We start from the raw sequence: 25,982 nt of genomic DNA, 5'->3' as shown, positions 1-25,982 counted from the left end.
GACCTCGAAACAAATCAGGCGGCAGCCGAAACGGCCGCGGTCGAAACCTCGGAGATCGTCTTCAGGACCTGCGAGGCGATCTGGTAGGGGTCGCCCTGCGAGTTCGGGCGGCGGTCTTCCAGATAGCCCTTATAGTCGTTCTTGACGAAGGAGTGCGGCACGCGGATCGAAGCGCCGCGATCGGCGACGCCGTAGCTGAACTTGTTCCACGGCGCGGTTTCATGCTTGCCGGTCAGGCGCTTGTCGTTGTCCGGGCCGTAGACGGCGATGTGATCCATCAGGTTCTTGTCGAACTGGGCCATCAGCGCCTCGAAATAGGCCTTGCCGCCGACTTCGCGCATGTAGGAGGTGGAGAAGTTGCAGTGCATGCCCGAGCCGTTCCAGTCGGTGTCGCCGAGCGGCTTGCAGTGGAACTCGATGTCGATGCCATACGTCTCGGTCAGGCGCAGCAGCAGGTAGCGGGCCATCCACATCTGGTCGGCGGCCTTCTTGGAGCCCTTGCCGAAGATCTGGAATTCCCACTGGCCCTTCGCCACTTCGGCGTTGATGCCTTCATGGTTGATGCCGGCGGCGAGGCACAGGTCGAGATGCTCCTCGACGATCTTGCGCGCGACGTCGCCGACATTCTTGTAGCCGACGCCGGTGTAGTAAGGACCCTGCGGCGCCGGATAGCCGCTCTCCGGGAAGCCGAGCGGACGGCCGTCCTTGTAGAAGAAATACTCCTGCTCGAAGCCGAACCAGGCGCCCTCGTCGTCGAGGATGGTGGCGCGCTTGTTCGAGGCATGCGGCGTCACGCCATCGGGCATCATGACTTCGCACATGACCAGCACGCCATTGGTGCGGGCCGGATCCGGATAGACGGCGACGGGCTTCAGCACGCAGTCGGAGCTGTGGCCCTCGGCCTGGTTGGTGGACGAGCCATCGAAGCCCCACAGCGGCAGCTGCTCCAGCGTCGGGAACTCGGCAAATTCCTTGATCTGGGTCTTGCCGCGCAGGCTGGGGGTCGGGACGTATCCGTCGAGCCAGATATACTCGAGCTTGTATTTGGTCATTCCAGTGCCTCTCGTTGCTTGGGCGCCGCAAGTGGGCGGCGTCAACGCATGGCCGGGCTTGCCGGCCTGCCGATCATTAAAAAGCAATTCGTATGCCACTCCGCCTTCGGCGGGTGCGGCAAAATGGTCATGGCAAGGCGTTGATTTTGCTCAGCCGCCTCACTTGTGCGCTCGGATCGCTCAATCGACATTTCTGCATAAATAATTGGCAAATAATGATCTTTCTGTAGGCATATTGCCTAAACGAATCGCAGAACCTATCTTGCTTGATAAGTTGAATCGGCAAGTTCCCGGACAAGCAAGGAGGTCGCCAATGCAAGTCGTGCAGCCGCGTCCGTCGGCAAAAATCCTGATGTTCCCGCTGGCAGGACGCAAGTCTGCCACAAATTTAGGCGCCAAGGCCAAATTCGCGGCAGAGCTTGCGACGCTTCGCGGCGAGCATGCCGACTTTGACGGCTGGTACCACGAAGCAGCCGTCGAGGAAGAAAATCAGCGCAAGAGCTGATCGCCTCTTTGAGCTTCATGAACGGAAAAGCCCGGCGCGATCACTCGCGCCGGGCTTTCTTCTTTTGAGCGGACGATCGAGGTCAGTCCTTGGCGTGGAGGTCGGTGCCGAGTGTATCCCTGACGAAGATCATGCCGATGATGAGCGACATCGCCGCGATGATCACCGGGTACCAGAGGCCGTAGTAGATATCGCCCTTATAGGCGCTGAGCGCGAACACCGTCGCCGGCAGCAGGCCGCCGAACCAGCCATTGCCGATGTGATAGGGCAACGACATGCCGGTGTAGCGGATGCGGGTCGGGAACATCTCGACCAGGATCGCGGCGATCGGCCCGTAGACCATGGTGACGAACAGCACCAGGATGAACAGGATACCGATCGTGAGCGGCCAGTTGATCGCTGCCGGATCGGCAGTCATGGCGAAGGCGCCACCGCCCGGGACGGTGTAGACGGTGACTTCCGGCGCACCGGCTGCCTCATCCTTGGTCAGGAGCTTGTCGGCGATCGCCTTGTCGGTCGGAACCGCCGCCTTCTCGCCGCCGCGGATGGCCGCCGCGTCAAGCTTCAGCTCGGGATTGGCCGCGATGAAGGCGTCGAGCTTCTGGTCCGCCACCTTGGCCGCGGCGCGCTTCAACGGATAGCCGCCGTCCTGAAGCGACATGTTCACCGCCTTGGCGAAGGCCGCGTCCTTGGCCTTGGCCTGATCGCCGGCGGCGACGGCGTCATAGGATTCCACCGTCTCGTTGCCGATCTTGACCGAGGCTGCGGTGCCTGGGGTTGCCGTGGTCACCACATCATAAGGCACCGAGTTCTTGGTCAGGAACGAAGTCGCGATATCGCAGGATGTCGTGAATTTTGCCGTGCCGACCGGGTTGAACTGGAACTTGCAGTCGCCGGGCGCGGCCGTCACCGTCGCGCGGGTGTTCTGCTGCGCGGTGGCCAGTGCCGGATTGGCGGACCAGGTCAGCGCTTTGAACAGCGGGAAGGTGCAGACGATGCCGAGCGCAAGGCCTGCCATGATGATCGGCTTGCGACCGATCTTGTCGGACAGCCAGCCGAACACGACGAAGAAGATAGAGCCGATGGCGAGCGCAATCGCGATCATGATGTTGACCGACTGCGCGTCGACCTTCAGCACGTTCGTGAGGAAGAACAACGCATAGAACTGACCATTGTACCAGATCACGGCCTGGCCGGCGGTGAGGCCGAGCAGCGCCAGCAGCGCGATCTTGGCGTTCTTCCATTGACCGAAGGCTTCCGAGAGCGGCGCCTTGGAGCCCTTGCCCTCTTCCTTCATGCGCTGGAAGGTCGGCGACTCCGAGAGCGACAGCCGGATCCAGATCGAAACGGCAAGCAGCAGGAAAGAAACGATGAAGGGAATGCGCCAGCCCCAGGAAGCGTAGGTTTCCTTGCTGAGCGAGCCCTGAACAATCAGGATGACGATCAACGACAGGAAAAGGCCGAGCGTCGCCGTCGTCTGGATCCACGACGTATAGAAACCGCGACGGTCGTCAGGCGCGTGCTCCGCGACATAGGTCGCAGCACCGCCATATTCGCCGCCGAGCGCCAGGCCTTGCAACATGCGCAGCCCGATCAGGATCACGGGAGCCAAGATGCCCAAGGATGCGTAGCCGGGCAGCAAGCCGACCAGGAAGGTCGACAGGCCCATGATCGTCATGGTGACGAGGAAGGTGTATTTGCGGCCGACGAGATCGCCGATGCGGCCGAAAAGCAGCGCGCCGAACGGTCGGACAAGGAAGCCGGCGGCAAAGGCAAGCAGCGCAAAGATGTTGCGCGTTGCCTCGGGAATCGCCGGGCTGAAGAAGGTCGAGCCGATGAAGGCGGCCAACGAGCCGTAGAGATAGAAATCGTACCATTCGAAAACGGTGCCGAGCGAGGAGGCGAAGATGACTTTCTTCTGCTCCCGCGTCATGCCGCGGCTGGTTCCGCCGGCGGTCGAAGCCATTGCCATTGATGTATCCTCCCGTGAGATCCCGTCTGTCCTCGATGGCTGCGCGCCACCGTCCGCGCTCCTCCGAACGCGGACTCAAAGACGCAGCCAACAAAGGAAAAAATGACAGAAAGGGCGGGCGAAAGGCACCGCGACGATGGGATTATGACTTTGGTATTAGGTGCGCTGCGAAAGCGGCGCCGCGCTTGAATTGCTCTAGGCTTGCAGCGCTTCGAGCAGGCTGACCGCCGCCATCATGTCGCGCTTGCGCGCCGAGCGGCGCGCAACGGCCTCCGCATCCTGGCCCCAATGCTCGATCTGCCAGTCCTCGTCGACATGGCCGGCAGCCCAAGCTTCCTCGCCGTCGAGGTGACCGAAATCGACGGCCAAAGCCAGCAGCGCCGAACCGGTCAGCGCGGTCATGACATGAATGGCGGCCAGCCGCATCGGCTCGACACGCTGGCCAAGATGCGCGCCGAGCACGGCGATCGCCTCGCGCGGCTGCTCGACATGGATGACGCCTTCGGCAAGGTTGAAGCGCGCGCCGAGGCTGCCGCGTGCCCAGTCCAGCACCGGATCCCAGAGCTTGTTCTGGCGATCGACCAGTCCCTGCGGGCCATCGGCGCGGTAGCACAAAAGATCGGACGAGGCGAAACGCAGCACGTCCTCCAGCACCGCCTGCGGATCCGAGGCGACGCCGTCGATGGCAGTGTTGACGAGCCGCATGACAGGCATCGTCACGGGATCGATGACCTCGCCTTGCGCGCTGAATTCATCGGCAACGAGCGCGGCAGCGTTTTCGGTCGGCAGCACCATCACAGCCTTGCCCGGCGTGCGCACGGGCCGGCCGTCCAGATGAACGGCAAAGCCATTCTCGACGGGAGCCACCGAAACAGCCTTGTAGAAACGCTTCGGCAGCGGCGTCTTCATCTGGATCTGGGCGCGGCGCACGGGATCGGGGTCGGAAAGCAGCTTTCCGGCTTCGAGGTCTTCGAGGATGTCGCGCATGCCGAACTCCTTAAAGCAATTCCAGGGAACGTGTGAAGCGGTTTTCCGTCCGGAATTGCGTCAAAACAAAGAGATGGAGCAGCTTGCCGTTCGGCGAGTTGCTCTATGGTGCGGGTTGCCTGCGCGCCGGGCGATTGACGATGATCAGCCCGGCGGCGATCAGGCCGAGCGCCAGGATTATCCTGGTCGTCGGCAGCTCGCCCAACAGCACCGCACCGCACAGGACGCCGAACACCGGCGACAGGAAGGCGAAGCTCGACAGACCGGCGGCCGGATAACGCGTGAGCAGCCAGAACCACAACACATAGGTGAAGGCGACGATATAGAAAGACTGGAAGAGCAGCGCCAGTGTCGGCAAGGCGGCAAGCGCACGGATCGGCGGGCCGGCGAAAGGCATCACAAGCAGGCCAACGACAGTTGCACCCGCCAGCTGGTAAAGCAGAAGCTTTTCGGCGTTGGTTTCCACCAGTTTCGACCGCTTTATGAAGATGCTGGTCGCCGCCCAGAGAATGCCCGAGCCGAGACTGAGCAGGTCACCCGTCAGCGTCGCGTCGCTGCCGGCAGTGATGCCGTCGGAGAAAACCGCCGCCAGGCCGCAGAAGGCCAGAACAAGCCCACCGAGCTTGCGTGGGTTGATGCGCTCGCCAAGCAGGAAATGGCCGCCGATCAGGACCCAGAACGGCATGGTGTTGACCAGGAGCGTGTTGCGGGCAACGGTGGTGTATTCGAGCCCGATATAGAGGCACAGGAACTCGACGCCGAAGAGCACGCCGACGACGATGCCGGCGGGCAAAGTCGCATCCGCTTCGAACAGCTTGATGCCGCGCAGCCGGCACCAGCCAAGCACGCAGGCTCCCCCAATGAGCGATCGTGCGACCGAGACGAAGACAGGGTCGTAGCCGGCGTATGAGAGCTTGGCGGCGACGTAGTTCAGGCCCCAGGAAAAGGTCAGTCCGACCATAATGACAGCCGCGGCCATGTCGACTGCATCGCGACGATCCAATGCGGGGGCGACAGCCAAGTCAGTCCTCCGCGCTCTGGTCGTCGAAGCCGATCAGGTTCCAGCTCTGGCGCATATGCGGCGGCATCGGCGCCGTGACGTCGATGACGCCCTGGTCCGGATGCGGGATGATAATGCGGCGCGCATGCAGGTGCAGGCGGTTTTGAATGCCGCCCGGGAAATCCCAGTTGGTATCTGCCTCGAAATATTTTGGGTCGCCGATGATCGGACAACCTATATAGGCGGCGTGAACGCGAAGCTGGTGGGTGCGGCCGGTATAGGGCTCCATCTCCAGCCAGGTCATCGTCTGCGCCGCCTGCTCGATGACGCGGTAGTAGGAGACGGCGTGGTCGGCGCCCTTCTCTCCATGCGCGGCCACGCGCACGCGGTCGCCATCCTCCGTCGGCTCCTTGATCAGCCAGGTCGAGATCTTGTCCTCGCGCTTGGGCGGCACGCCCTTGACCAGCGCCCAGTAGGTTTTCTTGGTCTCTCGCGCCCGGAACGCTTCCGACAGCTTCATCGCCGCAAGACGGGTGCGGGCAACCACCAGCACGCCGGACGTGTCACGGTCGAGGCGGTGGACGAGGCGCGGCTTCTCGCCCTTCTGATTGCGCCAGGCCTCGAGCATGTCGTCGACATTGCGGGTGACGCCGGAGCCGCCCTGCACGGCGAGCCCCGCTGGCTTGTTGAAGACGAAAACCTTCGGGTCCTCATGCAAGAGCATCTTGGCGAGCACGTCGGCATCGCCCTGGTTGCGGATCGAGTGACCGGTGAGCGGCGCGTCGCCCTTCTTATCGACGTCGAGCGGCGGAACGCGGACAGACTGGCCGGGCTCGACACGCGTGTCGGCCTTTACCCGGCCGCCGTCGACGCGGATCTGGCCGGACCGAAGCAATTTCTGCAGATGGCCGAAGCCGAGGCCCGGATAATGGACCTTGAACCAGCGGTCGAGCCGCATGCCCGCCTCGCCGGCCTCAATCGTGATCTGTTCAACACCCGCCATGGATACGCTTTTCCGTTTGAAAGCGGCGCCATAGCACTAAGGCAGGCATTGTGCGAGCCAAAGGCCCAACAAAGCGCGACGATTGCCCCAATCGTCGCCGCGCACAGACGGTCGAGCGGTCAGGAACCGGTCCACAGGCCCATTCATCGAAGGTTTCGTCGTCGGCGACCGCGCCCCGGCGCTCGACGGGGATGCCGTCGCGGTCGGCCAGCATCACGCAGCAGCCGACCCCGCCGACCCGGCGGCAGCCAGCCGACGCTATAGGACGTTGGTAAGAGCAGACATCCGAGGTTCGGCCGCACGCCGCCCGAACCGGAGATTCAAAAGGCGCCAGGATCAGTTGGCAGCCTTCGGCTTGGACGAGCCGATCATCTTCCAGTTCTTGTAGAAGACGGAATTGATGCGCTCCACGCTGACCGAGACGATCGAGAGAAGGCCAGCGATCAGCCTCGGGAACGGAGACGGACGGATGATGTCGATGAAGACGCAATAGCGGCGGCCGTCATATTCGTTGACCGAGCGGTGGAAGAGCGTGTCGTCGAAGATGAACAGCGGGTTGTCGTACCAGTAGTTCTTCTTGCTGCCGCACTGGACGAAGATCTCCGCCTTCACCGGGATCAGGTTGTAGAGGATGCGCAGGCTGAGCCGGAGCGGTCCGAAATGCCAGGACGTGGATTCACGCTTGCTGAAAACGGATACCGCGATCGTCTTGATGTATTTGTAGTCCTTGTTGAATTCGGGAACGTTGTCGATCTTGTGCTTGCCGTACCACTGGTAGACATACATGCCGCGCCGGCCGGTGCCGAAATTGGCGTCGATATCGGCGATGATCTCGTCCTTGCGGGCGTTGAAGACGCCCAGCACCTCGTTGATCTCGCGCTGATAGTCCTGGGGGAACTGCTCGGGCTTCCAGACGCCGGGGTTGCGGTAGCAGAGAAGGTCGACGATCAGGTTGAACGGCGACAGCAGCCAGGTGAAAAGGCCATTGCCGAGGAAATAGCGCTCGAACAGGTTCCGGTTCTTCTGGTCGTTGCGCATGACGTCGATCAGGCCGAAAACGACCCAGATGGCGGTCAGGATCGGGATGAAGTAGACGGCGAGCGCGAGAACCACGACTGCAATCGCAGCCTTGCGGAGCGTCTTGACGGTTTTCTTTGTCATTGTCATTCGCGCGGGAGCGCGATCCTGTTCCGTTTGCCAAAATCACGGCGACCCCCGCCCGCCGTGCGTCTTGATAAGATTTTTTGTTTCCCGGCACAATGCCGCGCACGGTCCCGGTGGTCGGCCCGGATGATTGGAGTATGTTACTCCACTTCAACTCAATGTACGGCCGGCAAACCAAGCTCGTCCCATCTTTCCCAAGGGATCAGATCGTCGATCAGGAATTCGAAGCCGACGACGCTTTCGCCATGGCGCGGCTTTGCGACGAAGCGTGCCGACCGCCGGGCCGCGCAACTCAGCTGCTCCGTTCGCCGCGCAGCTTTGCCCAGTATTCCAGCCGCTTGCGGATATCGCGCTCGAAACCGCGCTCCGGCGGATCGTAGAAAGTGCGCCGGCCCATCTTTTCCGGAAAATAGTCCTGGCCTGAAAACGCGTCCGGCTCGTCATGGTCGTAGCGATAGCCGGCGCCGTAATCCTCCTGCTTCATCAGCTTGGTCGGCGCATTGAGGATGTGCTTCGGCGGCAGCAGCGAGCCGAACTCCTTGGCGGCCGCGGTCGCAGCCTTGAAGGCGGTGTAGACCGCGTTCGATTTCGGCGCTGTGGCCAGATAGACAGCGGCCTGGGCGAAGGCGAGTTCGCCCTCGGGCGAACCAAGATAGTCATAGGCGTCCTTGGCCGCATTGGCGACGACAAGCGCCTGTGGATCGGCGAGCCCGATATCCTCCACTGCCATGCGCACGAGCCGGCGACCGAGATAGAGCGGATCCTCGCCGGCATCGAACATGCGGGCAAGATAGTAGAGCGCCGCATCCGGATCGGAGCCGCGCACCGATTTATGCAGCGCCGAGATCAGATTGTAATGGCCGTCCTGGCCCTTGTCGTAGATCGGGGCGCGGCGCTGGATGACGCGCTGCAGGCCCTCCGGGCCGAACACCTCGCCTTTCTTGGCGGCGCGCCAGACTTCCTCGGCGAGCGTCAGCGAGGCGCGGCCGTCGCCATCCGCCATGCGGATCAGCATCGCGCGCGCTTCTTCATCGAGCGGCAGCGCCCTGCCCTCGGTTTCTTCCGCGCGCGCCAGCAGCTTGGCGATGCTTTCCTCGCCCAGCGAACGGAACACCAGCACGCGCGCGCGGGACAGAAGCGCGGCATTCAACTCAAAGGACGGGTTCTCTGTCGTGGCGCCGACCAGCACCACGGTGCCGTCTTCCATCACCGGCAAAAAACCGTCCTGCTGGGCGCGGTTGAAGCGATGGATCTCGTCGACGAAGAGCAGCGTCTGGCGCCCGTTGGAGCGCCTGAGCTTCGCTGCCTCGAAGACTTTCTTGAGGTCCGCGACACCGGAAAACACGGCCGAAATCTGCTCGAAGGCAAGATTGGTCTCGCCGGCGAGCAGCCGCGCCACCGTCGTCTTGCCGGTGCCGGGCGGCCCCCAGAAGATCATCGAGCCGAGCGAACCGGAATCGATCAACCTGGTCAGGGCGCCATCGGGACCCGTCAGATGCTCCTGGCCCACGACCTCGCCGAGGTTTTTGGGGCGCAACCGGTCGGCGAGCGGTCGCCCGGGCGCCACTTTCTCCGGTTCATCGGAACTGAACAGATCGGCCATGCAAGTCTTTTGGTTGAAAAGCGATCTTCAAAGATGGGAAGACCGCCTCAGTAGCGCAACACCTGGCGCAGTATTTGCCCGCCGCGCTCGACGGTAAAGCGCCACCAGCGCGTGTCCTGCTGAGCAACCTGCGCCAGCTTCGCCGCAGTGTCGATGGTGGTGCCGTTGACCTCGCGCACGATATCGCCGGGCTGGAAGCCGAAATCGGCGGCCGGCGAATCGCGGCTGATATCGATGACGGTGACGCCCTTGATATCCGTGCGAAGGCCAAGGCGCTGGGCAAGCCGGGGCGACAGCTCCGTGACCTTGGCGCCGGAAAAGGGACTGCGACCGCGCAAGGTGACTTCGCTGGGCTTGGCGCCTTCCGGCGCGCGCTCCAGCGGAATCTCCAACGTCGCCTGCTGCCCTTTGCTCAGCACGGCAAACGTCGCCTTGGTGCCGATCGACAGCGTCGCCATGCGGTAGTCGAGTGCCTCGATGCTTTCGACCGGCGTGTTGTTGAGCGACAGGATGACGTCGCCAGGCTTCAAGCCGGCCTTGCCCGCGGGCCCGGTCGCGTCCACGGACGACACCAGGGCGCCGGTCGGCTTCTCCATGCCGAGAGATTCGGCGATCTGCGGCGTCACCATTTCGAACTCGGCGCCGATATAGGGGCGCTCGAAGAAGTCGAGCCCGGCCTTGGCGGCGTCGGCAAAGGCGCGCACCATGTTCGAGGGAATGGCGAAGCCGATGCCGATCGAGCCGCCGCTGCGGCTGTAGATCGCGGTGTTGATGCCGACCAGCTGGCCGCCCATGTTGATCAGCGCGCCGCCCGAATTGCCGGGATTGATGGCCGCATCGGTCTGGATGAAATAGCCCGAATCGGAGACGCCGATATGGCTGCGGGCAAGCGCCGAGACGATGCCACTGGTGGTGGTCTGGCCGACGCCGAACGGGTTGCCGATGGCGAGCACCAGGTCGCCGACCTCGAGCGCGTCGGAATCGCCGATGGCGATCACCGGGAACGGCTTGTCGGCCGAGATCTTGAGCACGGCGAGATCGAGCGTCTCGTCCTTGAGCATGACCTTGGAGGTGAACTCGCGTCCGTCGGCGGTCGCGACCTTCACCTCGTCGGCGTCCTTGATGACGTGGAAGTTGGTGACGATGACGCCGCTCGGATCGACCAGCACGCCGGAGCCCAGCGAGGACTGCGCGCGGGGCTGGGCGCGGCCGAAGAATTCCTCGAAGAAGGGATCGCCCTCGAAAGGCGACGTCACCTTTGCGGTCTGCGAGGCATAGACATTCACCACGGCCGGGGCCGTCTGCTTGACCAGCGGCGCGAAGGAGAGCTGCACCTCCTCGCGGCCGAACGGCACGCGCTTGTCGGGGCCGGACGTGCCGTTCTCGCCTTCGACGCCATGCAGGAGATCGGTCAGCACATCGGAGAGGCCCGGATCGGCCGGCTTGGCGGCATCCTCGGCAAAAGCCTGTCTTGCGGCCGGTGCCGCGGCGAAGACCGCCAGCGCGGCAACAAGAAACAGTCGTTTGAGGTGCATTCTCGAATCCCTCCAGATCGGGCGCCATTGTCCTGACGATTGTGCAGAATGAAAGGCTAATGCACACAAATGCGACACTTGTCGCGCAAAAGCGTTCGCGCAAGGGCGAAAAATCTGCACGCCTGCCGCCCCTCCGGCAAATGCAAAAAGGGGCCCGCAGGCCCCTTGAAGTCATTGACGAAAACGCTTGACCTCAGGCGGCCGCGGCTTCCTCGTTGGCGCCCTCGGCCTCGAGGCGGGCGCGGTCGGCGGCGCCCTTGGCCGAGGTGTCGCGGTCGACGAATTCGATGACCGCCATCGCGGCGTTGTCGCCCTTGCGGAAGCCCGCCTTCATGATGCGCAGATAGCCGCCGTTGCGGGTGGCGTAGCGCGGGGCGAGGGTTTCGAACAGGCGCTTGACGACGCCTTCATTGCCGATCTGGGCGATGACCTGACGACGGGCGTGCAGGTCGCCGCGCTTGCCGAGCGTGACGAGCTTCTCGACGATCGGACGCAGGTCCTTCGCCTTCGGCAGGGTGGTGAGGATCTGCTCGTGCTCGATCAGAGACACGGCGAGGTTGGCGAACATTGACTTGCGGTGGCTTACGCTGCGGGCGAAGCGACGGCCTTTGAAACCGTGGCGCATGGCTCTTTTCCTTCTTCAGTTGTTCAAGAGGCCACGGCCTCTGATGGTTTTCCGCATGACCGTCGGATCGAGCGGCTCTCGCCGCCGATCCTTGGAATTCATGCTCAATATTGGTCTTCGTAACGCTTGGCGAGGTCTTCGATGTTTTCCGGCGGCCAGTCCGGCACTTCCATGCCGAGATGGAGGCCCATGGCCGCCAGCACTTCCTTGATCTCGTTCAGCGACTTGCGGCCGAAGTTCGGGGTGCGCAGCATCTCGGCTTCGGTCTTCTGGATCAGGTCGCCGATATAGACGATGTTGTCGTTCTTCAGGCAGTTGGCCGAACGCACCGAAAGCTCGAGCTCGTCGACCTTCTTGAGCAGCGCCGGGTTGAAGGCGAGCTCGGTGACGGCTTCGGCGGCGACTTCCTTCTGCGGCTCGTCGAAGTTGACGAAGAGCGCAAGCTGGTCCTGCAGGATGCGGGCGGCGAAAGCCACCGCGTCCTCGCCCGAGATCGAGCCGTTGGTCTCGATGGTCATGGTCAGCTTGTCGTAGTCGAGCACCTGGCCCTCGCGGGTGTTCTCGACCTTGTAGGAGACCTTCTTGACCGGCGAGTAGAGGCTGTCGACCGGGATCAGGCCGATCGGCGCGTCCTCGGCGCGGTTGCGCTCTGCCGGCACATAGCCCTTGCCGGTGTCGACGGTGAACTCCATGCGGATCTCGGCGCCCTCGTCCAGCGTGCAGATGACGTGGTCGGGGTTGAGGATCTCGACGTCACCCACGGTCTGGATGTCGCCGGCGAGCACGGCGCCCGGGCCCTGCTTGCGAACGACCATGCGCTTGGGACCATCGCCTTCCATGCGGATGGCGATTTCCTTGATGTTGAGCACGATGTCGGTCACGTCCTCGCGCACGCCGGCGATGGACGAGAATTCATGCAGCACGCCGTCGATCTGCACGGCGGTGACGGCCGCACCGCGCAGCGAAGACAGAAGCACGCGCCGCAGCGCGTTGCCCAGCGTCAAGCCAAAGCCCCGCTCGAGCGGCTCGGCCACCAGAGTGGTCAGCGTCTTCTTCTTCGACGAGAACTCGATCTTGTTCGGCTTGATCAGTTCCTGCCAGTTTTTCTGGATCATAAATGTCTTCCTTCCTTTGCCCCGCCACCATCCAATCGTGGCGGGCGACACGGAAAACCGCGGAGGAACGCCGTGGCGTTCGCGCGGCGCTTAAAAATCAGACGCGGCGCTTCTTGCGCGGACGGCAGCCATTGTGCGGGATCGGCGTCACGTCACGGATCGAGGTGATGGTGAAGCCCGCCGCCTGCAGCGCGCGGAGCGCCGATTCACGGCCGGAGCCGGGTCCGCAGACCTCGACCTCGAGCATGCGCATGCCGTGTTCCTGGGCCTTCTTGGCGACGTCCTCGGCAGCCATCTGGGCGGCGAACGGGGTCGACTTGCGCGAACCCTTGAAACCTTGCGCGCCAGCCGATGACCAGGCAATCGAATTGCCCTGCGCGTCGGTGATGGTGATCATAGTGTTGTTGAAGGTCGAATTGACGTGGGCAACGCCCGACGAAATGTTCTTGCGTTCGCGACGGCGAACACGAGCGGCTTCCTTGGCCATGGTAGTCCTTTCAGTTGATCTCTACACCGCCGTAATGCCAGCGGCTCCACCTTGGGAAGGCAGTAGGGGAGTAAGGCAGTAAGGGAGTAGGGAAAACACAATCCCTATTGCCTTACTGCCCTACTCCCTTACTCCCCTAAATTACTTCTTCTTGCCGGCGATCGCCTTGGCCGGACCCTTGCGGGTGCGCGCATTGGTATGCGTGCGCTGGCCGCGGACCGGCAGCGAGCGGCGGTGACGCAGGCCGCGGTAGCAGCCGAGGTCCATGAGCCGCTTGATGTTCATCGAGACTTCGCGGCGCAGGTCGCCTTCGACCTGGTAATCGCGGTCGATCGCCTCGCGGATCTGCAACACTTCCGCGTCGGTCAGTTGGTTGACGCGGCGGTCCGCCGGGATGCCGACCTTGTCGACGATCTCCTGGGCAAACTTCTTGCCGATGCCGTGAATGTACTGAAGCGCGATGACGACGCGCTTGTTAGTCGGAATGTTGACGCCGGCTATACGAGCCATTTTCTTCTCTTTCTCCATGTGGGCCGGGCATGCCCGGCGCTGTCGAAGTTGCCCCGCGTCCGGTGGAGGCCGGCCCTTGCGGGAGTTTCCTGGTTCAAAGCGACCGCCTTGCCCGCAAGGGCAAGCAAAGTCCATGCCTGATAGGAAGACGGGCCGCCATACCCCAACGGCCCACTTCAGTCAAGCGCAATCTTTAATTGTCGGCCCGGCCTACTTCGCCGCAGCCGCGAGGACCTTGCCGATCTCGGCGGTCACGGCATCGATACTGGCCATGCCGTCGACGGTCTTGAGCTTGCCTTTGGCGTAGTAGTAGCCGATCAGCGGCGCCGTCTTCTTGTAGTATTCGCGCAGGCGTTCCTCGAACACCGCCGGGTTGTCGTCCTTGCGCACCGGCTGGCCGGCGGCCTTGGCATCTTCGGCGCGTTTGACGATTCGCCCAACCAGCGCCTTGTCATCGACGACGAGCTCGATGACGGTGTCGAGCGCTATGCCGCGCTCGGCGAGCATCGCCTCCACCGCGTCGGCCTGGACCAGCGTGCGCGGATAACCATCGAGGATGAAACCCTTGGCGCAATCCGGCTGATCGATGCGTTCGGCGACGATGGCGTTGACGATCGCATCCGAGACCAGCTCACCGGCATCCATCACCGCCTTGGCACGCTTGCCGACCTCGGTTCCGGCCTGGACGGCGGCACGCAGCATGTCACCAGTCGAGAGCTGAGGGATGCCGTGTTTTTCTACCAGTCTTTGTGCTTGCGTCCCCTTGCCCGCTCCTGGCGGCCCAAGCAATATCAGCCTCATCTGCTCCTCTTCCCCCCGCGCAACTTCGACTTCTTGATCAGGCCCTCATACTGGTGCGCGATCAGGTGACCCTGAATCTGCGCCACCGTGTCGAGCGTGACACTGACCACGATCAGAAGCGATGTGCCACCGAGGTAGAAAGGTACGCCAGTCGCCGAAATCAGGAACTCCGGCAGCAGACAGACCAGCACCAGATAAATGGCGCCGATGACGGTTATGCGGGTCAGAACATAGTCGATATAGTCGGCGGTGCGCTCGCCCGGACGATAGCCCGGGATGAAGCCGGAGTGCTTCTTGAGCTGGTCGGCCGTGTCCTTCGGGTTGAAGACGATCGCCGTGTAGAAGAAGGCGAAGAAGACGATCATGCCCGCATAGAAGATCATGTAAAGCGGCTGGCCGTGGCCGAGCGAGGCGAGAATCGTGCTTGCCCAGGCCGGAAGGTTCGTCGCCTGCGAGAAGCCCGCGACCGTCGCCGGCAGAAGCAGCAGCGAGGACGCGAAGATCGGCGGGATGACGCCAGAGGTGTTGAGCTTCAGCGGCAGATGCGAGGTATCGCCCTGGAACATGCGGTTGCCGACCTGGCGCTTCGGATACTGGATGAGCAGACGGCGCTGCGCGCGCTCGAAGAAAACGATGAGCGCGATGACGATGATGGCCAGCACGATGATCGCGAGGATGAGGCCCGTCGACAGCGCGCCGGTGCGGCCGAGTTCCAGCGTGCCGGAGATCGCGCGGGGCAGGCCGGCGACGATGCCGGAGAAGATGATCAGCGAAATGCCGTTACCGATGCCGCGCGCGGTGATCTGCTCGCCGAGCCACATCAGGAACATGGTGCCGCCGACCAGCGTGACGACGGTCGAGATGCGGAAGAACATGCCGGGATCGTTGACGATGCCGTTGCCGCCCTCGAGGCCGATCGAAATGCCGTAGGCCTGGATCAGCGCCAGGAGCACGGTGCCGTAGCGCGTGTACTGGTTGATGATCTTGCGACCCTGCTCGCCTTCCTTCTTCAGCGTTTCCAGCGAAGGGATGACCGAGGTCATCAGCTGCATGATGATGGAGGCGGAGATATAGGGCATGATGCCCAGCGCGAAGATCGCCATGCGCTGCACGGCGCCGCCGGCGAACATGTTGAACATGCCGAGCACGCCCTTGCTCTGCGAGGAGAAGGCTTGGGCGAAAGCGTCGGGATTGATGCCGGGAAGCGGGATATAGGTGCCGAGGCGGTAGACGAGCAGCGCGCCGATGGTGAACCAGATGCGCTTCTTGAGGTCCTCGGCCTTGGCGAAGGCCGCGAAATTCAGATTGGAGGCTAGTTGTTCAGCAGCCGAGGCCATGCCTGATTCTCCGCTAGACCATGATGCCGAAAAGTGTGGAGCGGTTTTCGGACGATATCATGCTCTACTTCTTTTGATTTCCATATCACGCTCGATGCCCGCAGCTCAGGCGGCGCGTGTCACCGAAGCTCACGAGATAAGCTCCGGACCGTAAACATGCAAGCGGCCGCGTTGACGCGGCCGCCCAATTCATCCGGTCAAAGCGCGGCTCGACGGAAAATGCGAAATCATCCCGGTCGGCCGCGCTTCAAATTGCCGTTACTCGGCGGCGGCCGCTTCCGGCAGCTTCACCGAACCGCCGGCCTTCTCGATCTTCTCGATCGCGGCCTTGGAGGCGCCGGCGACGTCGAAGGAGAGCTTGGCCTTGAGTTCGCCGTCGGACAGCACGCGCACGCCGTCCTTGGCGCGGCGGATGACGCCGGCGGCAACCAAGGCCTCGGCCGTCACGGTCGCCTTGGCGTCGAGCTTCTTGGCATCGATCGCGGCCTGGATACGAGCCAGCGACACAACGGTGAAGCTCTTGGCGAAGATGTTGTTGAAGCCACGCTTCGGCAGGCGCCGGTAGAGCGGCATCTGGCCGCCCTCGAAGCCGTTGATGGCAACGCCCGAGCGGGCCTTCTGGCCCTTGACGCCGCGACCGGCGGTCTTGCCCGAGCCGGAGCCGATGCCGCGACCGAGGCGCTTCCTGGAGTGCGTGGCGCCGTCCTTGTCACGCAGATCGTTGAGTTTCATGTTTCTTCTCCTGCGCTTCCGTTCAGGCCTCGTCCACGACGCGGACGAGGTGCTGGACGGCGGCGATCATGCCGCGCACCGAAGGGGTATCTTCCAGCGTGCGCCGCTTGTGCATCTTGTTCAGGCCGAGGCCGACCAGCGTCGCGCGCTGCTCCTTCGGCCGGCGGATCGGCGAGCCGATCTGCTCGACGGTGATGGTCTTGGTAGCTTTCTTGGCCATGGTCGAAATCCCTGGTCAGCGTCGACTATTCTTCAGCCGCAACGGCGGTGCCGCGGCGGGCCTGAAGGGTCGAGTACTTGATGCCGCGCGCGGCAGCCACATCCTTCGGATGCATCTGGCTCTTCAGCGCGTCGAAGGTGGCGCGAACCATGTTGTAGGGGTTCGACGAACCCATCGACTTGGCGACCACGTCATGCATGCCGAGCGTCTCGAAGACGGCGCGCATCGGGCCGCCGGCGATGATGCCGGTACCCTGCTTGGCGGCGCGCAGCAGAACGCGCCCAGCGCCCCAACGGCCCTCGACGTCGTGATGCAGCGTGCGGCCCGAACGCAGCGGCACGAAGATCATGTCGCGCTTGGCCGACTCGGTCGCCTTGCGGATCGCTTCCGGCACTTCGCGCGCCTTGCCGTGGCCGAAGCCGACGCGGCCCTTCTGGTCGCCGACGACGACGAGAGCGGCAAAGCCGAAACGACGGCCGCCCTTCACCACCTTGGCGACGCGGTTGATGTGGACGAGCTTGTCCACCATGCCGTCGTCACGCTCTTCGCGCTCGCGGCCGCGGCCGCCTTCTCTACGTTCCTGTGCCATATCCTAGTCCTTGTTCTTTTCCGGAAGCACGGGTTGCTGTTTGCCGACGCCGCTTCGGGTCGTCAGCGGCGAATTTTTCCTTTGCATGATCTTATCCGAAAAGTCTGCAACTTTTCGCTGCGCGGACCTCCCGGTTCGGGATCATGCATTAGAAGCTGAGACCGCCTTCGCGGGCAGCCTCGGCCAGCGCCTTGACGCGGCCATGATAGATGTACGGGCCGCGGTCGAAGACGACTTCCTTGACGCCTGCCTTGGTGGCACGCTCGGCGATCAGCTTGCCGACCGCGGCGGCGGCAGAGGTGTCGGCGCCGGTCTTGAGCGAACCCTTGAGGTCCTTCTCCAGCGTCGAGGCGGCGGCCAGCGTGTGGCCGTTGGCGTCGTCGATGACCTGGACGTAAATGTTCTTCGAGGTGCGGTGCACCGAAAGCCGCGGACGCTCGCCGGCGACCTTCTTCAGCTGGCGGCGCACGCGCTGCGCGCGGCGTTGGATGGTTTCTTTGGGACTTGCCATAATGTCAGTTCCTTGCCTTCAGAAAACGGGGGCAACCCTGTGCGGTAGGCCAAGCCTCCCGCGGCCGCTCCCCGCGGCGTTACACTTCTGCGGCTTGGCCCTTTGCGAAAAGTCTGCAGCTTTTCGGGGCCAGGCCTATTACTTCTTCTTGCCTTCCTTGCGCACGATGCGCTCGTTGGCATAGCGCACGCCTTTGCCCTTGTAGGGCTCGGGGCCGCGATATTCGCGGATCTCGGCGGCGACCTGGCCAACCTGCTGCTTATCGATGCCCGAGACGGTGATTTCGGTCGGCTTCGGCACCGTAATGGTGATGCCCTGCGGCGTCTGATAAACCACGTCGTGGCTGAAGCCGAGCGCCAGCTGCAGGTTCTTGCCCTGCAACGCCGCGCGATAGCCGACGCCGGTGATCTCGAGCTTCTTTTCGAAGCCGTCCCTCACGCCCTGCAGGATGTTGACGATCTGCGTGCGCGACATGCCCCACTTGGAGCGGGCGTTCTTGGTCTGGTCGCGCGGCTCGACGGAGATCTCGTTGTTCTCCATCTTGACCAGCACTTCGTCGTTCACCACGAACTTCAGCTCGCCCTTGGGGCCCTTCGCCGTCACGGTCTGGCCGTTGACGGACGCGGTCACGCCCTGCGGCAGCAAAACGGGTTTCTTTCCGATACGAGACATTTTGTTGTCCTCGTCACTTCTTTCGTTTCAGGTTCCAGTTCCCGGGCGCGATCCCGAGAACCGAAGCCCATTCATCAATCTCGCGCCGGATCAGAAGATCTGGCAGAGGATCTCGCCGCCGACATTCTGCTCGCGTGCTTCATGGTCGGCCATGACGCCCTTCGGCGTCGAAAGGATGGCGATGCCGAGGCCGTTGGCGACCTGCGGGATCGACTTGGCCGAGACATAGACGCGGCGACCGGGCTTCGAGACGCGCTCGATTTCGCGCACGACCGGAGCGCCGTCGAAATACTTCAGCTCGATCTCGATTTCGGACTTGCCGTTTTCGAAATCGGTCTGGCTGTAGTCGCGGATATAGCCTTCCGACTTCAGCACTTCGAGGACGCGGGCGCGCAGACGCGAGGCCGGGGTCGAAACGCTCGACTTCTTGCGGCCATAGGCGTTGCGGATGCGGGTCAGCATATCGCCGAGAGGATCGCTCAATGACATCTCAGTGTCTCCTTACCAGCTCGACTTGACCAGGCCCGGGATCTGGCCGGTATTGCCCAGATCGCGAAGCGCGATACGCGAAAGCTTCAGCTTGCGATAATAGGCGCGCGGACGGCCCGTCACTTCGCAGCGGTTGCGGATGCGGATCTTGGCCGAGTTGCGCGGCAGCGCCGAAAGCTTCAACTGGGCGCGGAAACGCTCTTCCATCGGCTTGGACTGATCCATGATGATGGCCTTGAGCGCCGTGCGCTTGGCGGCGTACTGGTCGGCGAGCTTGCGGCGCCGGTTGTTCTTCTCGACTGAGCTGGTCTTTGCCATTTCAGATGTTTCCTTTTTCGCTGCCGTTACTGGCGGAAGGGGAAGTTGAAGGCCTTGAGCAGCGCTCTTGCCTCGTCGTCCGTCTTCGCCGTCGTACAAACGATGACGTCCATGCCCCAGACCTGATCAACCTTGTCGTAGTTGATCTCCGGGAACACGATGTGCTCCTTGATGCCCATGGCATAGTTGCCACGGCCGTCAAAGCTCTTCGGGTTCAGTCCGCGGAAGTCGCGAACGCGCGGCAGCGCGATGTTCACGAGGCGGTCGAGGAACTCGTACATGCGTTCCTTGCGCAGCGTGACCTTGGCGCCGATCGGCATGTTCTCGCGCACCTTGAAGCCGGCAATCGAGTTGCGGGCGCGGGTGACGACGGCCTTCTGGCCGGCGATCAGCGCGAGATCCTCGGCCGCGACCGAGGGTTTCTTGGAGTCTGCGGTTGCTTCGCCGACACCCATGTTCAGCACGATCTTGTCGATGCGCGGAACCTGCATGTCATTGTCGTAGCCGAACTGCTCCTGCATCGCCTTGCGGATGGTCTCGTTGTAGACCTTCTTGAGGCGCGGCTCGTTCTTGGCAGTTGCCTGCTTGGTTTCAGCCTTAGCCATTGATGACTTCTCCCGAACGCTTGGCGACGCGCACCTTCTTGCCATCCTTCTGGATGGTGAAGCCGACGCGGGTCGGCTTGCCGTCCTTGGGGTCGGCCAGCGCGATATTCGACAGGTGGATCGGCGCTTCCTTGGTGATGATCCCGGCCTCTTGGGACTGGGTCTGCTTCTGGTGACGGCGAATGAGGTTCACGCCGCGGACGACCGCGGTGTCTTCCTTCGGCTGCACCGACAGGACTTCGCCCGAACGGCCCTTGTCCTTGCCGGCAAGCACGACGACCTTGTCGCCTTTTTTGATCTTTTGCATTGGTCCGGCTCCTTACAGCACTTCAGGCGCGAGCGAGATGATCTTCATGTGGTTCTTGGCGCGCAATTCGCGCGGAACCGGTCCGAAGATACGGGTGCCGATCGGCTCTTTCTTATTGTCGACGAGAACGGCCGCGTTCTTGTCGAAACGGATCACGCTGCCGTCCGGGCGGCGGATGTCCTTGGCCGTGCGAACCACGACCGCCTTCATCACATCGCCCTTCTTAACGCGGCCGCGCGGAATGGCTTCCTTGATCGACACCACGATGATGTCGCCGACGGAGGCATATTTCCGCTTCGAGCCGCCCAGCACCTTGATGCACATGACACGACGGGCGCCGGAATTGTCCGCGACGTCGAGGTTTGTTTGCATCTGAATCATGACTGGCCGCCTTCTTCTTTTCTAACGGGACGGGTTCTTTCACCCCTCCCCGGTCTGTCCAAAATTCGGTTCGTTCGCCCGGATCAAGCCTGATCCGAAGAGACGACAACCCAGCGCTTGTCCTTGGAAATCGGCTTCGATTCCTGGATGAACACCTGGTCGCCGACCTTGTGGGCGTTGTTCTCGTCGTGCGCCTTGTACTTCTTGGTCATGCGCACGGTCTTCTTCATCACCGGATGGGTGAAGCGACGCTCGACCTTGACCACGACCGTCTTCTCGTTCTTGTCGCTGACGACGGTGCCCTGCAGGATGCGCTTTGGCATGGTTCTCGTCCTTAAGCCTTCTTGGCCGCGGATTTTTCCGCGGCGATGGTCTTGATGCGCGCGATGTCCTTGCGGACCTGCTTCACGCGCGCGGTCTTCTCGAGCTGGCCGGTGGCCTTCTGGAAGCGCAGGTTGAACTGCTCCTTCTTGAGGGCCGCCAGGTCGTCGGTCAGCTGATCCTGGGTCTTGGTCCGGATGTCTTCGGCTTTCATGATCGCCTGTCCTTATTCTGCGATGCGCTGCACGAAGCGCGTCTTGACCGAGAGCTTGGCGGCGCCGAGACGCAGCGCTTCACGAGCCGTCTCCTCGCTAACGCCGTCGATCTCGAACATGATACGGCCGGGCTTGACGCGCGCCGCCCAGTAGTCGACTGCGCCTTTGCCCTTGCCCATGCGGACTTCGGTCGGCTTCGAGGTGACCGGCAGGTCCGGGAACACCCGGATCCAGACGCGGCCGGCGCGCTTCATCTCGCGGGTGATCGCGCGGCGGGCCGCCTCGATCTCGCGCGCGGTGACGCGGTTCGGCTCAAGCGCCTTCAGCCCGAAACCGCCGAAATCCAGATTGGTGCCGCCCTTGGCGGTACCGTGGATACGGCCCTTGAACTGCTTGCGGAACTTTGTGCGCTTTGGCTGCAGCATCGTTCTAACTCCAAATTCTCAAATGTCTCAGGCGTTCTCGCGACGGCGGCCGCGTTCACGCTCACCGCCAGCACCGCCGCCATGCGCGGCATCACCTTCGGTTGCACGGCGCTCGGAGGCCATCGGGTCATGCTCGAGGATCTCGCCCTTGAACACCCACACCTTGACGCCGCAGATACCGTAGGCCGTGTTCGCCTCGGCGGTGCCGTAGTCGACATCGGCGCGCAGCGTATGCAGCGGCACGCGGCCTTCGCGGTACCACTCCATGCGCGCGATTTCGGCGCCGCCGAGACGGCCGGAGCAGTTGATGCGGATGCCTTCGGCGCCGAGACGCATGGCCGACTGAACGGCACGCTTCATAGCGCGGCGGAACGCGATGCGGCGCTCGAGCTGCTGGGCGATCGACTGGGCGACCAGCGTGGCGTCGATTTCCGGCTTGCGCACTTCGACGATGTTGAGGTGCGTTTCGGACTTCGTCATCTCGGTCAGCTTCTTGCGAAGCTTCTCGATGTCGGCGCCCTTCTTGCCGATGATGAGGCCCGGACGCGCGGCGTGGATGGTGACGCGGCACTTCTTGTGCGGACGCTCGATCACGACCTTCGAGATCGCGGCCTGCTTGAGTTCCTTCTCGAGATACTTGCGGATCTTGAGGTCCTCGTGCAGCAGCTGGCCGTATTCGCCGGTGTTCGCGAACCAGCGCGAATCCCAGGTACGGTTGATGCCGAGACGCAGCCCGATCGGATTGACTTTCTGGCCCATTATGCGGCCTCCCCTTTTTCCTCGACTTCACGAACGACGATCGTGAGGTGCGAGAACGGCTTTTCGATACGGCTGGCGCGACCGCGGCCACGGGCGTGGAAACGCTTCATGACGATCGACTTGCCGACATAGGCTTCCGCCACGATCAGAGCGTCAACGTCGAGGTCGTGATTGTTTTCCGCGTTGGCGATCGCCGATTCCAGCGTCTTCTTGACCGTGCCGGAAATCCGCTTGGCCGAGAATTCAAGATCGGAAAGCGCTGTCGCGACCTTCTTGCCGCGGATCAGCGCGGCAACCAGGTTGAGCTTCTGCGGGCTGATGCGGATCGTGCGCAGAACGGCACGCGCCTCGTTATCAGCAAGCCTGCGCGGAGCTTTGGCCTTGCCCATGATTATTTCCTCTTCGCCTTTTTATCCGCGCCGTGACCGTAATAGGTCCGGGTCGGAGCGAATTCACCGAACTTGTGGCCGACCATGTCTTCGTTCACCGAGACGGGAACGTGCTTCTGGCCGTTGTAGACACCGAAGGTGAGGCCGACGAACTGCGGCAGGATGGTGGAGCGACGGCTCCACATCTTGATCACCTCATTGCGACCACCTTCACGAACCTTGTCCACCTTCTTGAGAAGGTAGCCGTCGATAAAGGGGCCTTTCCAAATCGAACGAGTCACTTGGCGTTACCTCTTCTTAGCTCTTGCGCTGATGACGCGAGCGCAGGATGAACTTGTCGGTCGCCTTGTTGGACCGCGTCTTCTTGCCCTTGGTCGGCTTGCCCCACGGGGAAACCGGATGGCGACCACCGGAGGTGCGGCCTTCGCCGCCGCCATGCGGATGGTCAACCGGGTTCATGGTCACGCCGCGATTGTGCGGGCGCTTGCCGCGCCACACGGTGCGACCGGCCTTGCCGTCATTGATGTTGCCGTGGTCGGGGTTCGACACGGCACCGACGGTGGCCATGCAGGAGCCGTGCACGACACGCTGCTCGCCCGAGTTGAGGCGCAGGATCGCCATGCCCTGGTCACGGCCGACGAGCTGGGCGTAACCGCCAGCCGAACGGGCGACCTGGCCGCCCTTGCCCGGCTTCAGCTCGATGTTGTGGACGATCGTGCCGACCGGCATCGCGGCCAGCGGCATCGCGTTGCCCGGCTTCACGTCGACCGCTTCGCCGGCCACGATCTTGTCGCCGGCAGCAAGACGCTGCGGGGCCAGGATGTAGGACAGCTCGCCGTCGTCATACTTGATCAGCGCGATGAAGGCGGTGCGGTTCGGATCGTATTCGATACGCTCGACCGTGCCGACGACGTCGTACTTCTTACGCTTGAAGTCGATGATGCGGTACGAACGCTTGTGACCGCCGCCGATGAAGCGGGCCGTGATGCGGCCGTAATTGTTGCGGCCGCCCGACTTGGTCAGGCCTTCGGTCAGGCCCTTGACGGGCTTGCCCTTGTAGAGGCCCGAGCGGTCGACGATGACCAGCTGGCGGGTGCTCGGCGTTACCGGGTTGAATTTCTTGAGTGCCATTGTCCTGTCCTCGCGGCCTTGCTCAGAGACCCGTCGCGACGTCGATCGACTGGCCGTCGGCCAGCGTCACAACCGCCTTCTTGACGTCGCCCTGGCGGCCAACAGTGCCGCGGAAGCGCTTGATCTTGCCCTTGCGGACGAGCGTGTTCACAGCCGTCACCTTGACGCCGAAGAGAGCTTCCACGGCAGCCTTGATTTCCGGCTTCGACGCCTTCTTGGCGACGTTGAAGACGACCTGGTTCTGCTCGGAAGCCATGGTCGACTTTTCGGTGATCGCCGGCGAGACGATCACGTCGTAGTGACGGAGGTCGGTCATTTAAAGCGCTCCTCGAGAGCCTCGACGGCGGCCTTCGAAAGGACCAGCGTGCCGCGGCGCAGAATGTCGTAGACGTTGATGCCCTGGATGGGCAGCACGTCGATGTTGGGAATGTTGGTCGCGGCCAGCTTGAAGTTCTGGTCAAGCTCGGCGCCGCCGATAACCAGGGCGTTGGTCAGCCCCAGCGTCTCGAGGTTCGCCACCAGCGCCTTGGTCTTGGCCTCGGTGAGCTTCAGCTCGTCGACGATGATCAGCGAAGCGCTCTTGGCCTTGGCCGAGAGAGCGTGCTTGAGGCCAAGCGCACGGACCTTCTTCGGCAGCTCGTGCTCGTGGCTGCGAACGACCGGGCCGTGTGCCTTGCCGCCGCCGCGGAACTGCGGGGCGCGAGCCGAGTGGTGACGGGCGCGGCCCGTACCCTTCTGCTTGTACATCTTGGCGCCGGTGCGCGCGATTTCGGCGCGGCCCTTGGCCTTGTGCGTGCCCTGCTGCTTCTTTGCAAGCTGCCAGCGCACGACGCGCTGCAGGATGTCTTCGCGCGGATCAAGGCCGAAAATCTCCTCGGAGAGTTTCACCTTGCCGGCGTCCTTGCCGCCCAGCGTTGTGATCTTGAGATCCATTATTCGGCTCCCTCAGTGGCCGGGGCTTCGTTCTTGGCGGCAGCAGCGGCACGGATCGCGGCGGGCTTCGGCGCATTGGCCGGCAGCGCAACCTTGGCGGCGTCGCGAACCAGTATCCAGGCGCCCTTGACGCCGGGAACCGCGCCGCGGATCAGGATCAGGCCGCGATCGGCGTCGGTCGAGACGACCTCGACATTCTGCGTGGTGACGCGGGTGTCGCCCATGTGGCCGGCCATCTTCTTGCCCTTGAACACCTTGCCGGGGTCCTGGCGCTGACCGGTCGAACCGTGCGTGCGGTGCGAGACCGAGTTACCGTGCGTGGCGCGGCCGCCACCCATGTGGTGACGCTTGATCACGCCCTGGAAGCCCTTGCCGGTCGAGGTGCCCGTGACGTCGACCTTCTGGCCGGCGACAAAGTGCTCGACGGTCAGCTCGGCACCGACGTCGATCATGTTGTCGGCGGAGACGCGGAACTCGGCGACCTTCGCCTTCGGCTCGACGGAAGCGGCGGCGAAATGGCCGCGCATCGCCTTCGACGTGTTCTTCACCTTGGCAAGGCCAACGCCGAGCTGGACGGCGGTGTAGCCGTTCTTCTCCTGCGTGCGCTGGGCCACGACCTGGCAGTTCTCCATCTGGAGAACGGTGACGGGAACGTGCTCCCCGGCATCGTTGTAGATGCGGGTCATTCCCACCTTCTTTGCAATCACACCTGAACGCATCGGTTCAATTCCTTTAGAGTTCCCTGTCGGGGCTATCGCCCCTCCACGCCTCTTGTTCCTTTAGAGTTCCGGGCCAGGGGCACCGCCCCTTACCGCGCTCTCATTCTCTTAGAGCTTGATCTCGACGTCGACACCGGCCGCCAGATCGAGCTTCATCAAAGCATCGACCGTCTGCGGGGTCGGATCGACGATGTCGAGCAGCCGCTTGTGCGTGCGCATCTCGAACTGCTCACGGCTCTTCTTGTCGACGTGGGGCGACCGGTTGACCGTGAATTTCTCGATCCGCGTCGGCAGCGGAATGGGGCCGCGGACGTTGGCGCCGGTGCGCTTGGCGGTCGACACGATTTCGCGCGTCGAGGCGTCGAGCACCCGGTGGTCAAACGCCTTAAGGCGGATGCGGATATTCTGTCCGTTCATGCGTCAATTCCTTGTTCTGGCGCGGCGCGGGCAGCTCCCGCGCCCGCGACAGATCGGTTTCAGTCCAAATTACTCTTTGATGGTGACGACGATGCCGGCACCGACGGTGCGGCCGCCTTCACGGATGGCGAAGCGCAGCTTCTCTTCCATGGC

General features: G+C 63.0%; 36 protein-coding genes and 2 pseudogenes. 1 reads left to right on the top strand and 37 read right to left on the bottom strand.

The annotated features are described in order from the left end of the window. Window positions 1–14: 14 nt before the first annotated feature. Window positions 15–1,052 (bottom strand): glutamine synthetase beta-grasp domain-containing protein, encoded by a 1,038-nt coding sequence (locus FJ418_RS23285; protein ID WP_140646267.1) that lies wholly within the window; start codon window positions 1,050–1,052, stop codon window positions 15–17. Between the two features lie 313 nt (window positions 1,053–1,365). Between FJ418_RS23285 and FJ418_RS23280 the strand changes: the two genes are divergently transcribed. Continuing rightward, the gene (locus FJ418_RS23280) at window positions 1,366–1,557 is read left to right on the top strand and encodes a DUF2735 domain-containing protein (protein WP_140869600.1); all 192 of its coding nucleotides are present in this window, start codon (window positions 1,366–1,368) and stop codon (window positions 1,555–1,557) included. 82 nt (window positions 1,558–1,639) lie between these two features. On the opposite strand, the gene FJ418_RS23275 is transcribed toward FJ418_RS23280, so the two are convergent. The 36 genes and pseudogenes from FJ418_RS23275 to FJ418_RS23100 all read right to left on the bottom strand — a co-directional run. Continuing rightward, window positions 1,640–3,529, bottom strand: coding sequence for an MFS transporter (locus FJ418_RS23275; RefSeq protein ID WP_140869597.1), 1,890 nt, complete (start codon window positions 3,527–3,529; stop codon window positions 1,640–1,642). 195 nt (window positions 3,530–3,724) lie between these two features. Continuing rightward, the gene (locus tag FJ418_RS23270) at window positions 3,725–4,516 is read right to left on the bottom strand and encodes an ATP12 family chaperone protein (protein ID WP_140869594.1); all 792 of its coding nucleotides are present in this window, start codon (window positions 4,514–4,516) and stop codon (window positions 3,725–3,727) included. 103 nt (window positions 4,517–4,619) lie between these two features. After that, window positions 4,620–5,495, bottom strand: a complete 876-nt coding sequence (locus tag FJ418_RS23265) for a DMT family transporter (protein WP_140869742.1) — start codon at window positions 5,493–5,495, stop codon at window positions 4,620–4,622. A gap of 43 nt (window positions 5,496–5,538) precedes the next feature. Beyond that, on the bottom strand, window positions 5,539–6,519 hold the full coding sequence (locus tag FJ418_RS23260) for an RluA family pseudouridine synthase (RefSeq protein WP_140646271.1): 981 nt from the start codon (window positions 6,517–6,519) through the stop codon (window positions 5,539–5,541). A 148-nt stretch (window positions 6,520–6,667) separates the two neighbouring features. Next, window positions 6,668–6,757: pseudogene (locus FJ418_RS32720) on the bottom strand (sigma-54-dependent Fis family transcriptional regulator); the annotation flags it as partial. Between the two features lie 98 nt (window positions 6,758–6,855). Continuing rightward, entirely contained in the window at window positions 6,856–7,680 is an 825-nt protein-coding gene (locus tag FJ418_RS23250) for an aspartyl/asparaginyl beta-hydroxylase domain-containing protein (protein WP_140869591.1), read from the bottom strand. Window positions 7,681–7,975: 295 nt separating this feature from the next. Continuing rightward, entirely contained in the window at window positions 7,976–9,286 is a 1,311-nt protein-coding gene (locus FJ418_RS23245) for a replication-associated recombination protein A (RefSeq protein ID WP_140784991.1), read from the bottom strand. 47 nt (window positions 9,287–9,333) lie between these two features. Further along, complete coding sequence (locus FJ418_RS23240) at window positions 9,334–10,821, bottom strand: DegQ family serine endoprotease (protein WP_140869588.1); 1,488 nt, start codon at window positions 10,819–10,821, stop codon at window positions 9,334–9,336. A 193-nt stretch (window positions 10,822–11,014) separates the two neighbouring features. Next, window positions 11,015–11,446, bottom strand: a complete 432-nt coding sequence (rplQ, locus tag FJ418_RS23235; protein ID WP_140646275.1) for a 50S ribosomal protein L17 — start codon at window positions 11,444–11,446, stop codon at window positions 11,015–11,017. A gap of 104 nt (window positions 11,447–11,550) precedes the next feature. Further along, window positions 11,551–12,561 (bottom strand): DNA-directed RNA polymerase subunit alpha, encoded by a 1,011-nt coding sequence (locus FJ418_RS23230; RefSeq protein WP_040983001.1) that lies wholly within the window; start codon window positions 12,559–12,561, stop codon window positions 11,551–11,553. 97 nt (window positions 12,562–12,658) lie between these two features. Then, window positions 12,659–13,048, bottom strand: a complete 390-nt coding sequence (rpsK, locus tag FJ418_RS23225) for a 30S ribosomal protein S11 (RefSeq protein ID WP_006205444.1) — start codon at window positions 13,046–13,048, stop codon at window positions 12,659–12,661. A 141-nt stretch (window positions 13,049–13,189) separates the two neighbouring features. Continuing rightward, window positions 13,190–13,558, bottom strand: a complete 369-nt coding sequence (gene rpsM, locus FJ418_RS23220) for a 30S ribosomal protein S13 (RefSeq protein ID WP_140646276.1) — start codon at window positions 13,556–13,558, stop codon at window positions 13,190–13,192. Between the two features lie 210 nt (window positions 13,559–13,768). Beyond that, window positions 13,769–14,359 (bottom strand): adenylate kinase, encoded by a 591-nt coding sequence (locus tag FJ418_RS23215; RefSeq protein ID WP_140657161.1) that lies wholly within the window; start codon window positions 14,357–14,359, stop codon window positions 13,769–13,771. Further along, window positions 14,356–15,696: a preprotein translocase subunit SecY gene (gene secY / locus FJ418_RS23210; protein WP_140678320.1), complete on the bottom strand. Its 1,341-nt coding sequence runs from the start codon at window positions 15,694–15,696 to the stop codon at window positions 14,356–14,358. Before secY ends, FJ418_RS23215 begins: the two co-directional genes overlap by 4 nt. 258 nt (window positions 15,697–15,954) lie before the next feature. After that, a complete protein-coding gene (gene rplO / locus FJ418_RS23205; RefSeq protein ID WP_140646279.1) occupies window positions 15,955–16,428 on the bottom strand; it encodes a 50S ribosomal protein L15 in 474 nt (157 codons plus the stop codon). A 22-nt stretch (window positions 16,429–16,450) separates the two neighbouring features. Beyond that, window positions 16,451–16,648: a 50S ribosomal protein L30 gene (gene rpmD / locus FJ418_RS23200; protein ID WP_027170355.1), complete on the bottom strand. Its 198-nt coding sequence runs from the start codon at window positions 16,646–16,648 to the stop codon at window positions 16,451–16,453. A 25-nt stretch (window positions 16,649–16,673) separates the two neighbouring features. Continuing rightward, window positions 16,674–17,237 (bottom strand): 30S ribosomal protein S5, encoded by a 564-nt coding sequence (rpsE, locus tag FJ418_RS23195; protein WP_032933400.1) that lies wholly within the window; start codon window positions 17,235–17,237, stop codon window positions 16,674–16,676. Window positions 17,238–17,385: 148 nt separating this feature from the next. Next, the gene (gene rplR / locus FJ418_RS23190; RefSeq protein ID WP_140646280.1) at window positions 17,386–17,748 is read right to left on the bottom strand and encodes a 50S ribosomal protein L18; all 363 of its coding nucleotides are present in this window, start codon (window positions 17,746–17,748) and stop codon (window positions 17,386–17,388) included. Window positions 17,749–17,886: 138 nt separating this feature from the next. Next, window positions 17,887–18,420 (bottom strand): 50S ribosomal protein L6, encoded by a 534-nt coding sequence (gene rplF / locus FJ418_RS23185; protein WP_140646281.1) that lies wholly within the window; start codon window positions 18,418–18,420, stop codon window positions 17,887–17,889. A gap of 90 nt (window positions 18,421–18,510) precedes the next feature. Further along, window positions 18,511–18,909: a 30S ribosomal protein S8 gene (gene rpsH, locus FJ418_RS23180; protein ID WP_042642201.1), complete on the bottom strand. Its 399-nt coding sequence runs from the start codon at window positions 18,907–18,909 to the stop codon at window positions 18,511–18,513. 12 nt (window positions 18,910–18,921) lie between these two features. After that, a complete protein-coding gene (gene rpsN, locus FJ418_RS23175; protein WP_042642199.1) occupies window positions 18,922–19,227 on the bottom strand; it encodes a 30S ribosomal protein S14 in 306 nt (101 codons plus the stop codon). Between the two features lie 26 nt (window positions 19,228–19,253). Further along, a complete protein-coding gene (gene rplE / locus FJ418_RS23170) occupies window positions 19,254–19,832 on the bottom strand; it encodes a 50S ribosomal protein L5 (protein WP_095765509.1) in 579 nt (192 codons plus the stop codon). Then, complete coding sequence (gene rplX, locus FJ418_RS23165; RefSeq protein ID WP_095765510.1) at window positions 19,825–20,139, bottom strand: 50S ribosomal protein L24; 315 nt, start codon at window positions 20,137–20,139, stop codon at window positions 19,825–19,827. Before rplX ends, rplE begins: the two co-directional genes overlap by 8 nt. Window positions 20,140–20,151: 12 nt before the next feature. Then, window positions 20,152–20,520, bottom strand: a complete 369-nt coding sequence (gene rplN, locus FJ418_RS23160; RefSeq protein ID WP_006205457.1) for a 50S ribosomal protein L14 — start codon at window positions 20,518–20,520, stop codon at window positions 20,152–20,154. Between the two features lie 83 nt (window positions 20,521–20,603). Next, window positions 20,604–20,843 (bottom strand): 30S ribosomal protein S17, encoded by a 240-nt coding sequence (gene rpsQ, locus FJ418_RS23155; protein WP_023675136.1) that lies wholly within the window; start codon window positions 20,841–20,843, stop codon window positions 20,604–20,606. A gap of 11 nt (window positions 20,844–20,854) precedes the next feature. After that, complete coding sequence (gene rpmC / locus FJ418_RS23150) at window positions 20,855–21,055, bottom strand: 50S ribosomal protein L29 (protein ID WP_137934271.1); 201 nt, start codon at window positions 21,053–21,055, stop codon at window positions 20,855–20,857. Window positions 21,056–21,067: 12 nt separating this feature from the next. After that, entirely contained in the window at window positions 21,068–21,481 is a 414-nt protein-coding gene (gene rplP / locus FJ418_RS23145; RefSeq protein WP_027170364.1) for a 50S ribosomal protein L16, read from the bottom strand. A gap of 27 nt (window positions 21,482–21,508) precedes the next feature. Continuing rightward, window positions 21,509–22,240, bottom strand: coding sequence for a 30S ribosomal protein S3 (gene rpsC / locus FJ418_RS23140; RefSeq protein WP_140657155.1), 732 nt, complete (start codon window positions 22,238–22,240; stop codon window positions 21,509–21,511). After that, window positions 22,240–22,629 carry a 50S ribosomal protein L22 gene (gene rplV, locus FJ418_RS23135; protein WP_006205462.1) on the bottom strand — a complete coding sequence of 130 codons (390 nt, stop codon included), beginning with the start codon at window positions 22,627–22,629 and terminating at the stop codon, window positions 22,240–22,242. The genes rpsC and rplV overlap by 1 nt, the downstream gene beginning before the upstream one ends. 2 nt (window positions 22,630–22,631) lie before the next feature. Continuing rightward, complete coding sequence (gene rpsS / locus FJ418_RS23130) at window positions 22,632–22,910, bottom strand: 30S ribosomal protein S19 (protein ID WP_015317982.1); 279 nt, start codon at window positions 22,908–22,910, stop codon at window positions 22,632–22,634. Window positions 22,911–22,926: 16 nt separating this feature from the next. Continuing rightward, complete coding sequence (rplB, locus tag FJ418_RS23125) at window positions 22,927–23,760, bottom strand: 50S ribosomal protein L2 (protein WP_140646282.1); 834 nt, start codon at window positions 23,758–23,760, stop codon at window positions 22,927–22,929. A 22-nt stretch (window positions 23,761–23,782) separates the two neighbouring features. Next, a complete protein-coding gene (locus FJ418_RS23120; RefSeq protein WP_040983033.1) occupies window positions 23,783–24,076 on the bottom strand; it encodes a 50S ribosomal protein L23 in 294 nt (97 codons plus the stop codon). Beyond that, window positions 24,073–24,693, bottom strand: a complete 621-nt coding sequence (rplD, locus tag FJ418_RS23115; RefSeq protein ID WP_140646283.1) for a 50S ribosomal protein L4 — start codon at window positions 24,691–24,693, stop codon at window positions 24,073–24,075. Before rplD ends, FJ418_RS23120 begins: the two co-directional genes overlap by 4 nt. Continuing rightward, window positions 24,693–25,412, bottom strand: coding sequence for a 50S ribosomal protein L3 (rplC, locus tag FJ418_RS23110; protein WP_127252190.1), 720 nt, complete (start codon window positions 25,410–25,412; stop codon window positions 24,693–24,695). The genes rplD and rplC overlap by 1 nt, the downstream gene beginning before the upstream one ends. Before the next feature lie 108 nt (window positions 25,413–25,520). Beyond that, complete coding sequence (gene rpsJ / locus FJ418_RS23105; protein WP_006205468.1) at window positions 25,521–25,829, bottom strand: 30S ribosomal protein S10; 309 nt, start codon at window positions 25,827–25,829, stop codon at window positions 25,521–25,523. A gap of 69 nt (window positions 25,830–25,898) precedes the next feature. Then, a pseudogene (locus FJ418_RS23100) lies at window positions 25,899–25,982 on the bottom strand (elongation factor Tu); the annotation flags it as partial.

Source organism: Mesorhizobium sp. B2-8-3 (genome assembly GCF_006440815.1).
Classification (GTDB): Bacteria; Pseudomonadota; Alphaproteobacteria; order Rhizobiales; family Rhizobiaceae; genus Mesorhizobium.
Note: the sequence above shows the minus strand (reverse complement) of the source record. Positions and strands in the feature narration are given on the sequence as shown.

Coding starts and splice junctions, on each gene's coding strand:
- FJ418_RS23285 (WP_140646267.1), bottom strand. CDS start 1,052: ATGACCAAATACAAGCTCGAGTATATCTGGCTCGACGGATACGTCCCG.
- FJ418_RS23280 (WP_140869600.1), top strand. CDS start 1,366: ATGCAAGTCGTGCAGCCGCGTCCGTCGGCAAAAATCCTGATGTTCCCG.
- FJ418_RS23275 (WP_140869597.1), bottom strand. CDS start 3,529: ATGGCAATGGCTTCGACCGCCGGCGGAACCAGCCGCGGCATGACGCGG.
- FJ418_RS23270 (WP_140869594.1), bottom strand. CDS start 4,516: ATGCGCGACATCCTCGAAGACCTCGAAGCCGGAAAGCTGCTTTCCGAC.
- FJ418_RS23265 (WP_140869742.1), bottom strand. CDS start 5,495: ATGGCCGCGGCTGTCATTATGGTCGGACTGACCTTTTCCTGGGGCCTG.
- FJ418_RS23260 (WP_140646271.1), bottom strand. CDS start 6,519: ATGGCGGGTGTTGAACAGATCACGATTGAGGCCGGCGAGGCGGGCATG.
- FJ418_RS23250 (WP_140869591.1), bottom strand. CDS start 7,680: ATGACAAAGAAAACCGTCAAGACGCTCCGCAAGGCTGCGATTGCAGTC.
- FJ418_RS23245 (WP_140784991.1), bottom strand. CDS start 9,286: ATGGCCGATCTGTTCAGTTCCGATGAACCGGAGAAAGTGGCGCCCGGG.
- FJ418_RS23240 (WP_140869588.1), bottom strand. CDS start 10,821: ATGCACCTCAAACGACTGTTTCTTGTTGCCGCGCTGGCGGTCTTCGCC.
- rplQ (WP_140646275.1), bottom strand. CDS start 11,446: ATGCGCCACGGTTTCAAAGGCCGTCGCTTCGCCCGCAGCGTAAGCCAC.
- FJ418_RS23230 (WP_040983001.1), bottom strand. CDS start 12,561: ATGATCCAGAAAAACTGGCAGGAACTGATCAAGCCGAACAAGATCGAG.
- rpsK (WP_006205444.1), bottom strand. CDS start 13,048: ATGGCCAAGGAAGCCGCTCGTGTTCGCCGTCGCGAACGCAAGAACATT.
- rpsM (WP_140646276.1), bottom strand. CDS start 13,558: ATGGCTCGTATAGCCGGCGTCAACATTCCGACTAACAAGCGCGTCGTC.
- FJ418_RS23215 (WP_140657161.1), bottom strand. CDS start 14,359: ATGAGGCTGATATTGCTTGGGCCGCCAGGAGCGGGCAAGGGGACGCAA.
- secY (WP_140678320.1), bottom strand. CDS start 15,696: ATGGCCTCGGCTGCTGAACAACTAGCCTCCAATCTGAATTTCGCGGCC.
- rplO (WP_140646279.1), bottom strand. CDS start 16,428: ATGAAACTCAACGATCTGCGTGACAAGGACGGCGCCACGCACTCCAGG.
- rpmD (WP_027170355.1), bottom strand. CDS start 16,648: ATGGCCAAGAAAGCTACCAAGACCATCACCGTCGAGCAGATCGGCTCG.
- rpsE (WP_032933400.1), bottom strand. CDS start 17,237: ATGGCACAGGAACGTAGAGAAGGCGGCCGCGGCCGCGAGCGCGAAGAG.
- rplR (WP_140646280.1), bottom strand. CDS start 17,748: ATGGCAAGTCCCAAAGAAACCATCCAACGCCGCGCGCAGCGCGTGCGC.
- rplF (WP_140646281.1), bottom strand. CDS start 18,420: ATGTCTCGTATCGGAAAGAAACCCGTTTTGCTGCCGCAGGGCGTGACC.
- rpsH (WP_042642201.1), bottom strand. CDS start 18,909: ATGTCATTGAGCGATCCTCTCGGCGATATGCTGACCCGCATCCGCAAC.
- rpsN (WP_042642199.1), bottom strand. CDS start 19,227: ATGGCAAAGACCAGCTCAGTCGAGAAGAACAACCGGCGCCGCAAGCTC.
- rplE (WP_095765509.1), bottom strand. CDS start 19,832: ATGGCTAAGGCTGAAACCAAGCAGGCAACTGCCAAGAACGAGCCGCGC.
- rplX (WP_095765510.1), bottom strand. CDS start 20,139: ATGCAAAAGATCAAAAAAGGCGACAAGGTCGTCGTGCTTGCCGGCAAG.
- rplN (WP_006205457.1), bottom strand. CDS start 20,520: ATGATTCAGATGCAAACAAACCTCGACGTCGCGGACAATTCCGGCGCC.
- rpsQ (WP_023675136.1), bottom strand. CDS start 20,843: ATGCCAAAGCGCATCCTGCAGGGCACCGTCGTCAGCGACAAGAACGAG.
- rpmC (WP_137934271.1), bottom strand. CDS start 21,055: ATGAAAGCCGAAGACATCCGGACCAAGACCCAGGATCAGCTGACCGAC.
- rplP (WP_027170364.1), bottom strand. CDS start 21,481: ATGCTGCAGCCAAAGCGCACAAAGTTCCGCAAGCAGTTCAAGGGCCGT.
- rpsC (WP_140657155.1), bottom strand. CDS start 22,240: ATGGGCCAGAAAGTCAATCCGATCGGGCTGCGTCTCGGCATCAACCGT.
- rplV (WP_006205462.1), bottom strand. CDS start 22,629: ATGGGCAAGGCCAAAGCTCCGCGCAGGCTTGCTGATAACGAGGCGCGT.
- rplB (WP_140646282.1), bottom strand. CDS start 23,760: ATGGCACTCAAGAAATTCAACCCGGTAACGCCGAGCACCCGCCAGCTG.
- FJ418_RS23120 (WP_040983033.1), bottom strand. CDS start 24,076: ATGACCGACCTCCGTCACTACGACGTGATCGTCTCGCCGGCGATCACC.
- rplD (WP_140646283.1), bottom strand. CDS start 24,693: ATGGATCTCAAGATCACAACGCTGGGCGGCAAGGACGCCGGCAAGGTG.
- rplC (WP_127252190.1), bottom strand. CDS start 25,412: ATGCGTTCAGGTGTGATTGCAAAGAAGGTGGGAATGACCCGCATCTAC.
- rpsJ (WP_006205468.1), bottom strand. CDS start 25,829: ATGAACGGACAGAATATCCGCATCCGCCTTAAGGCGTTTGACCACCGG.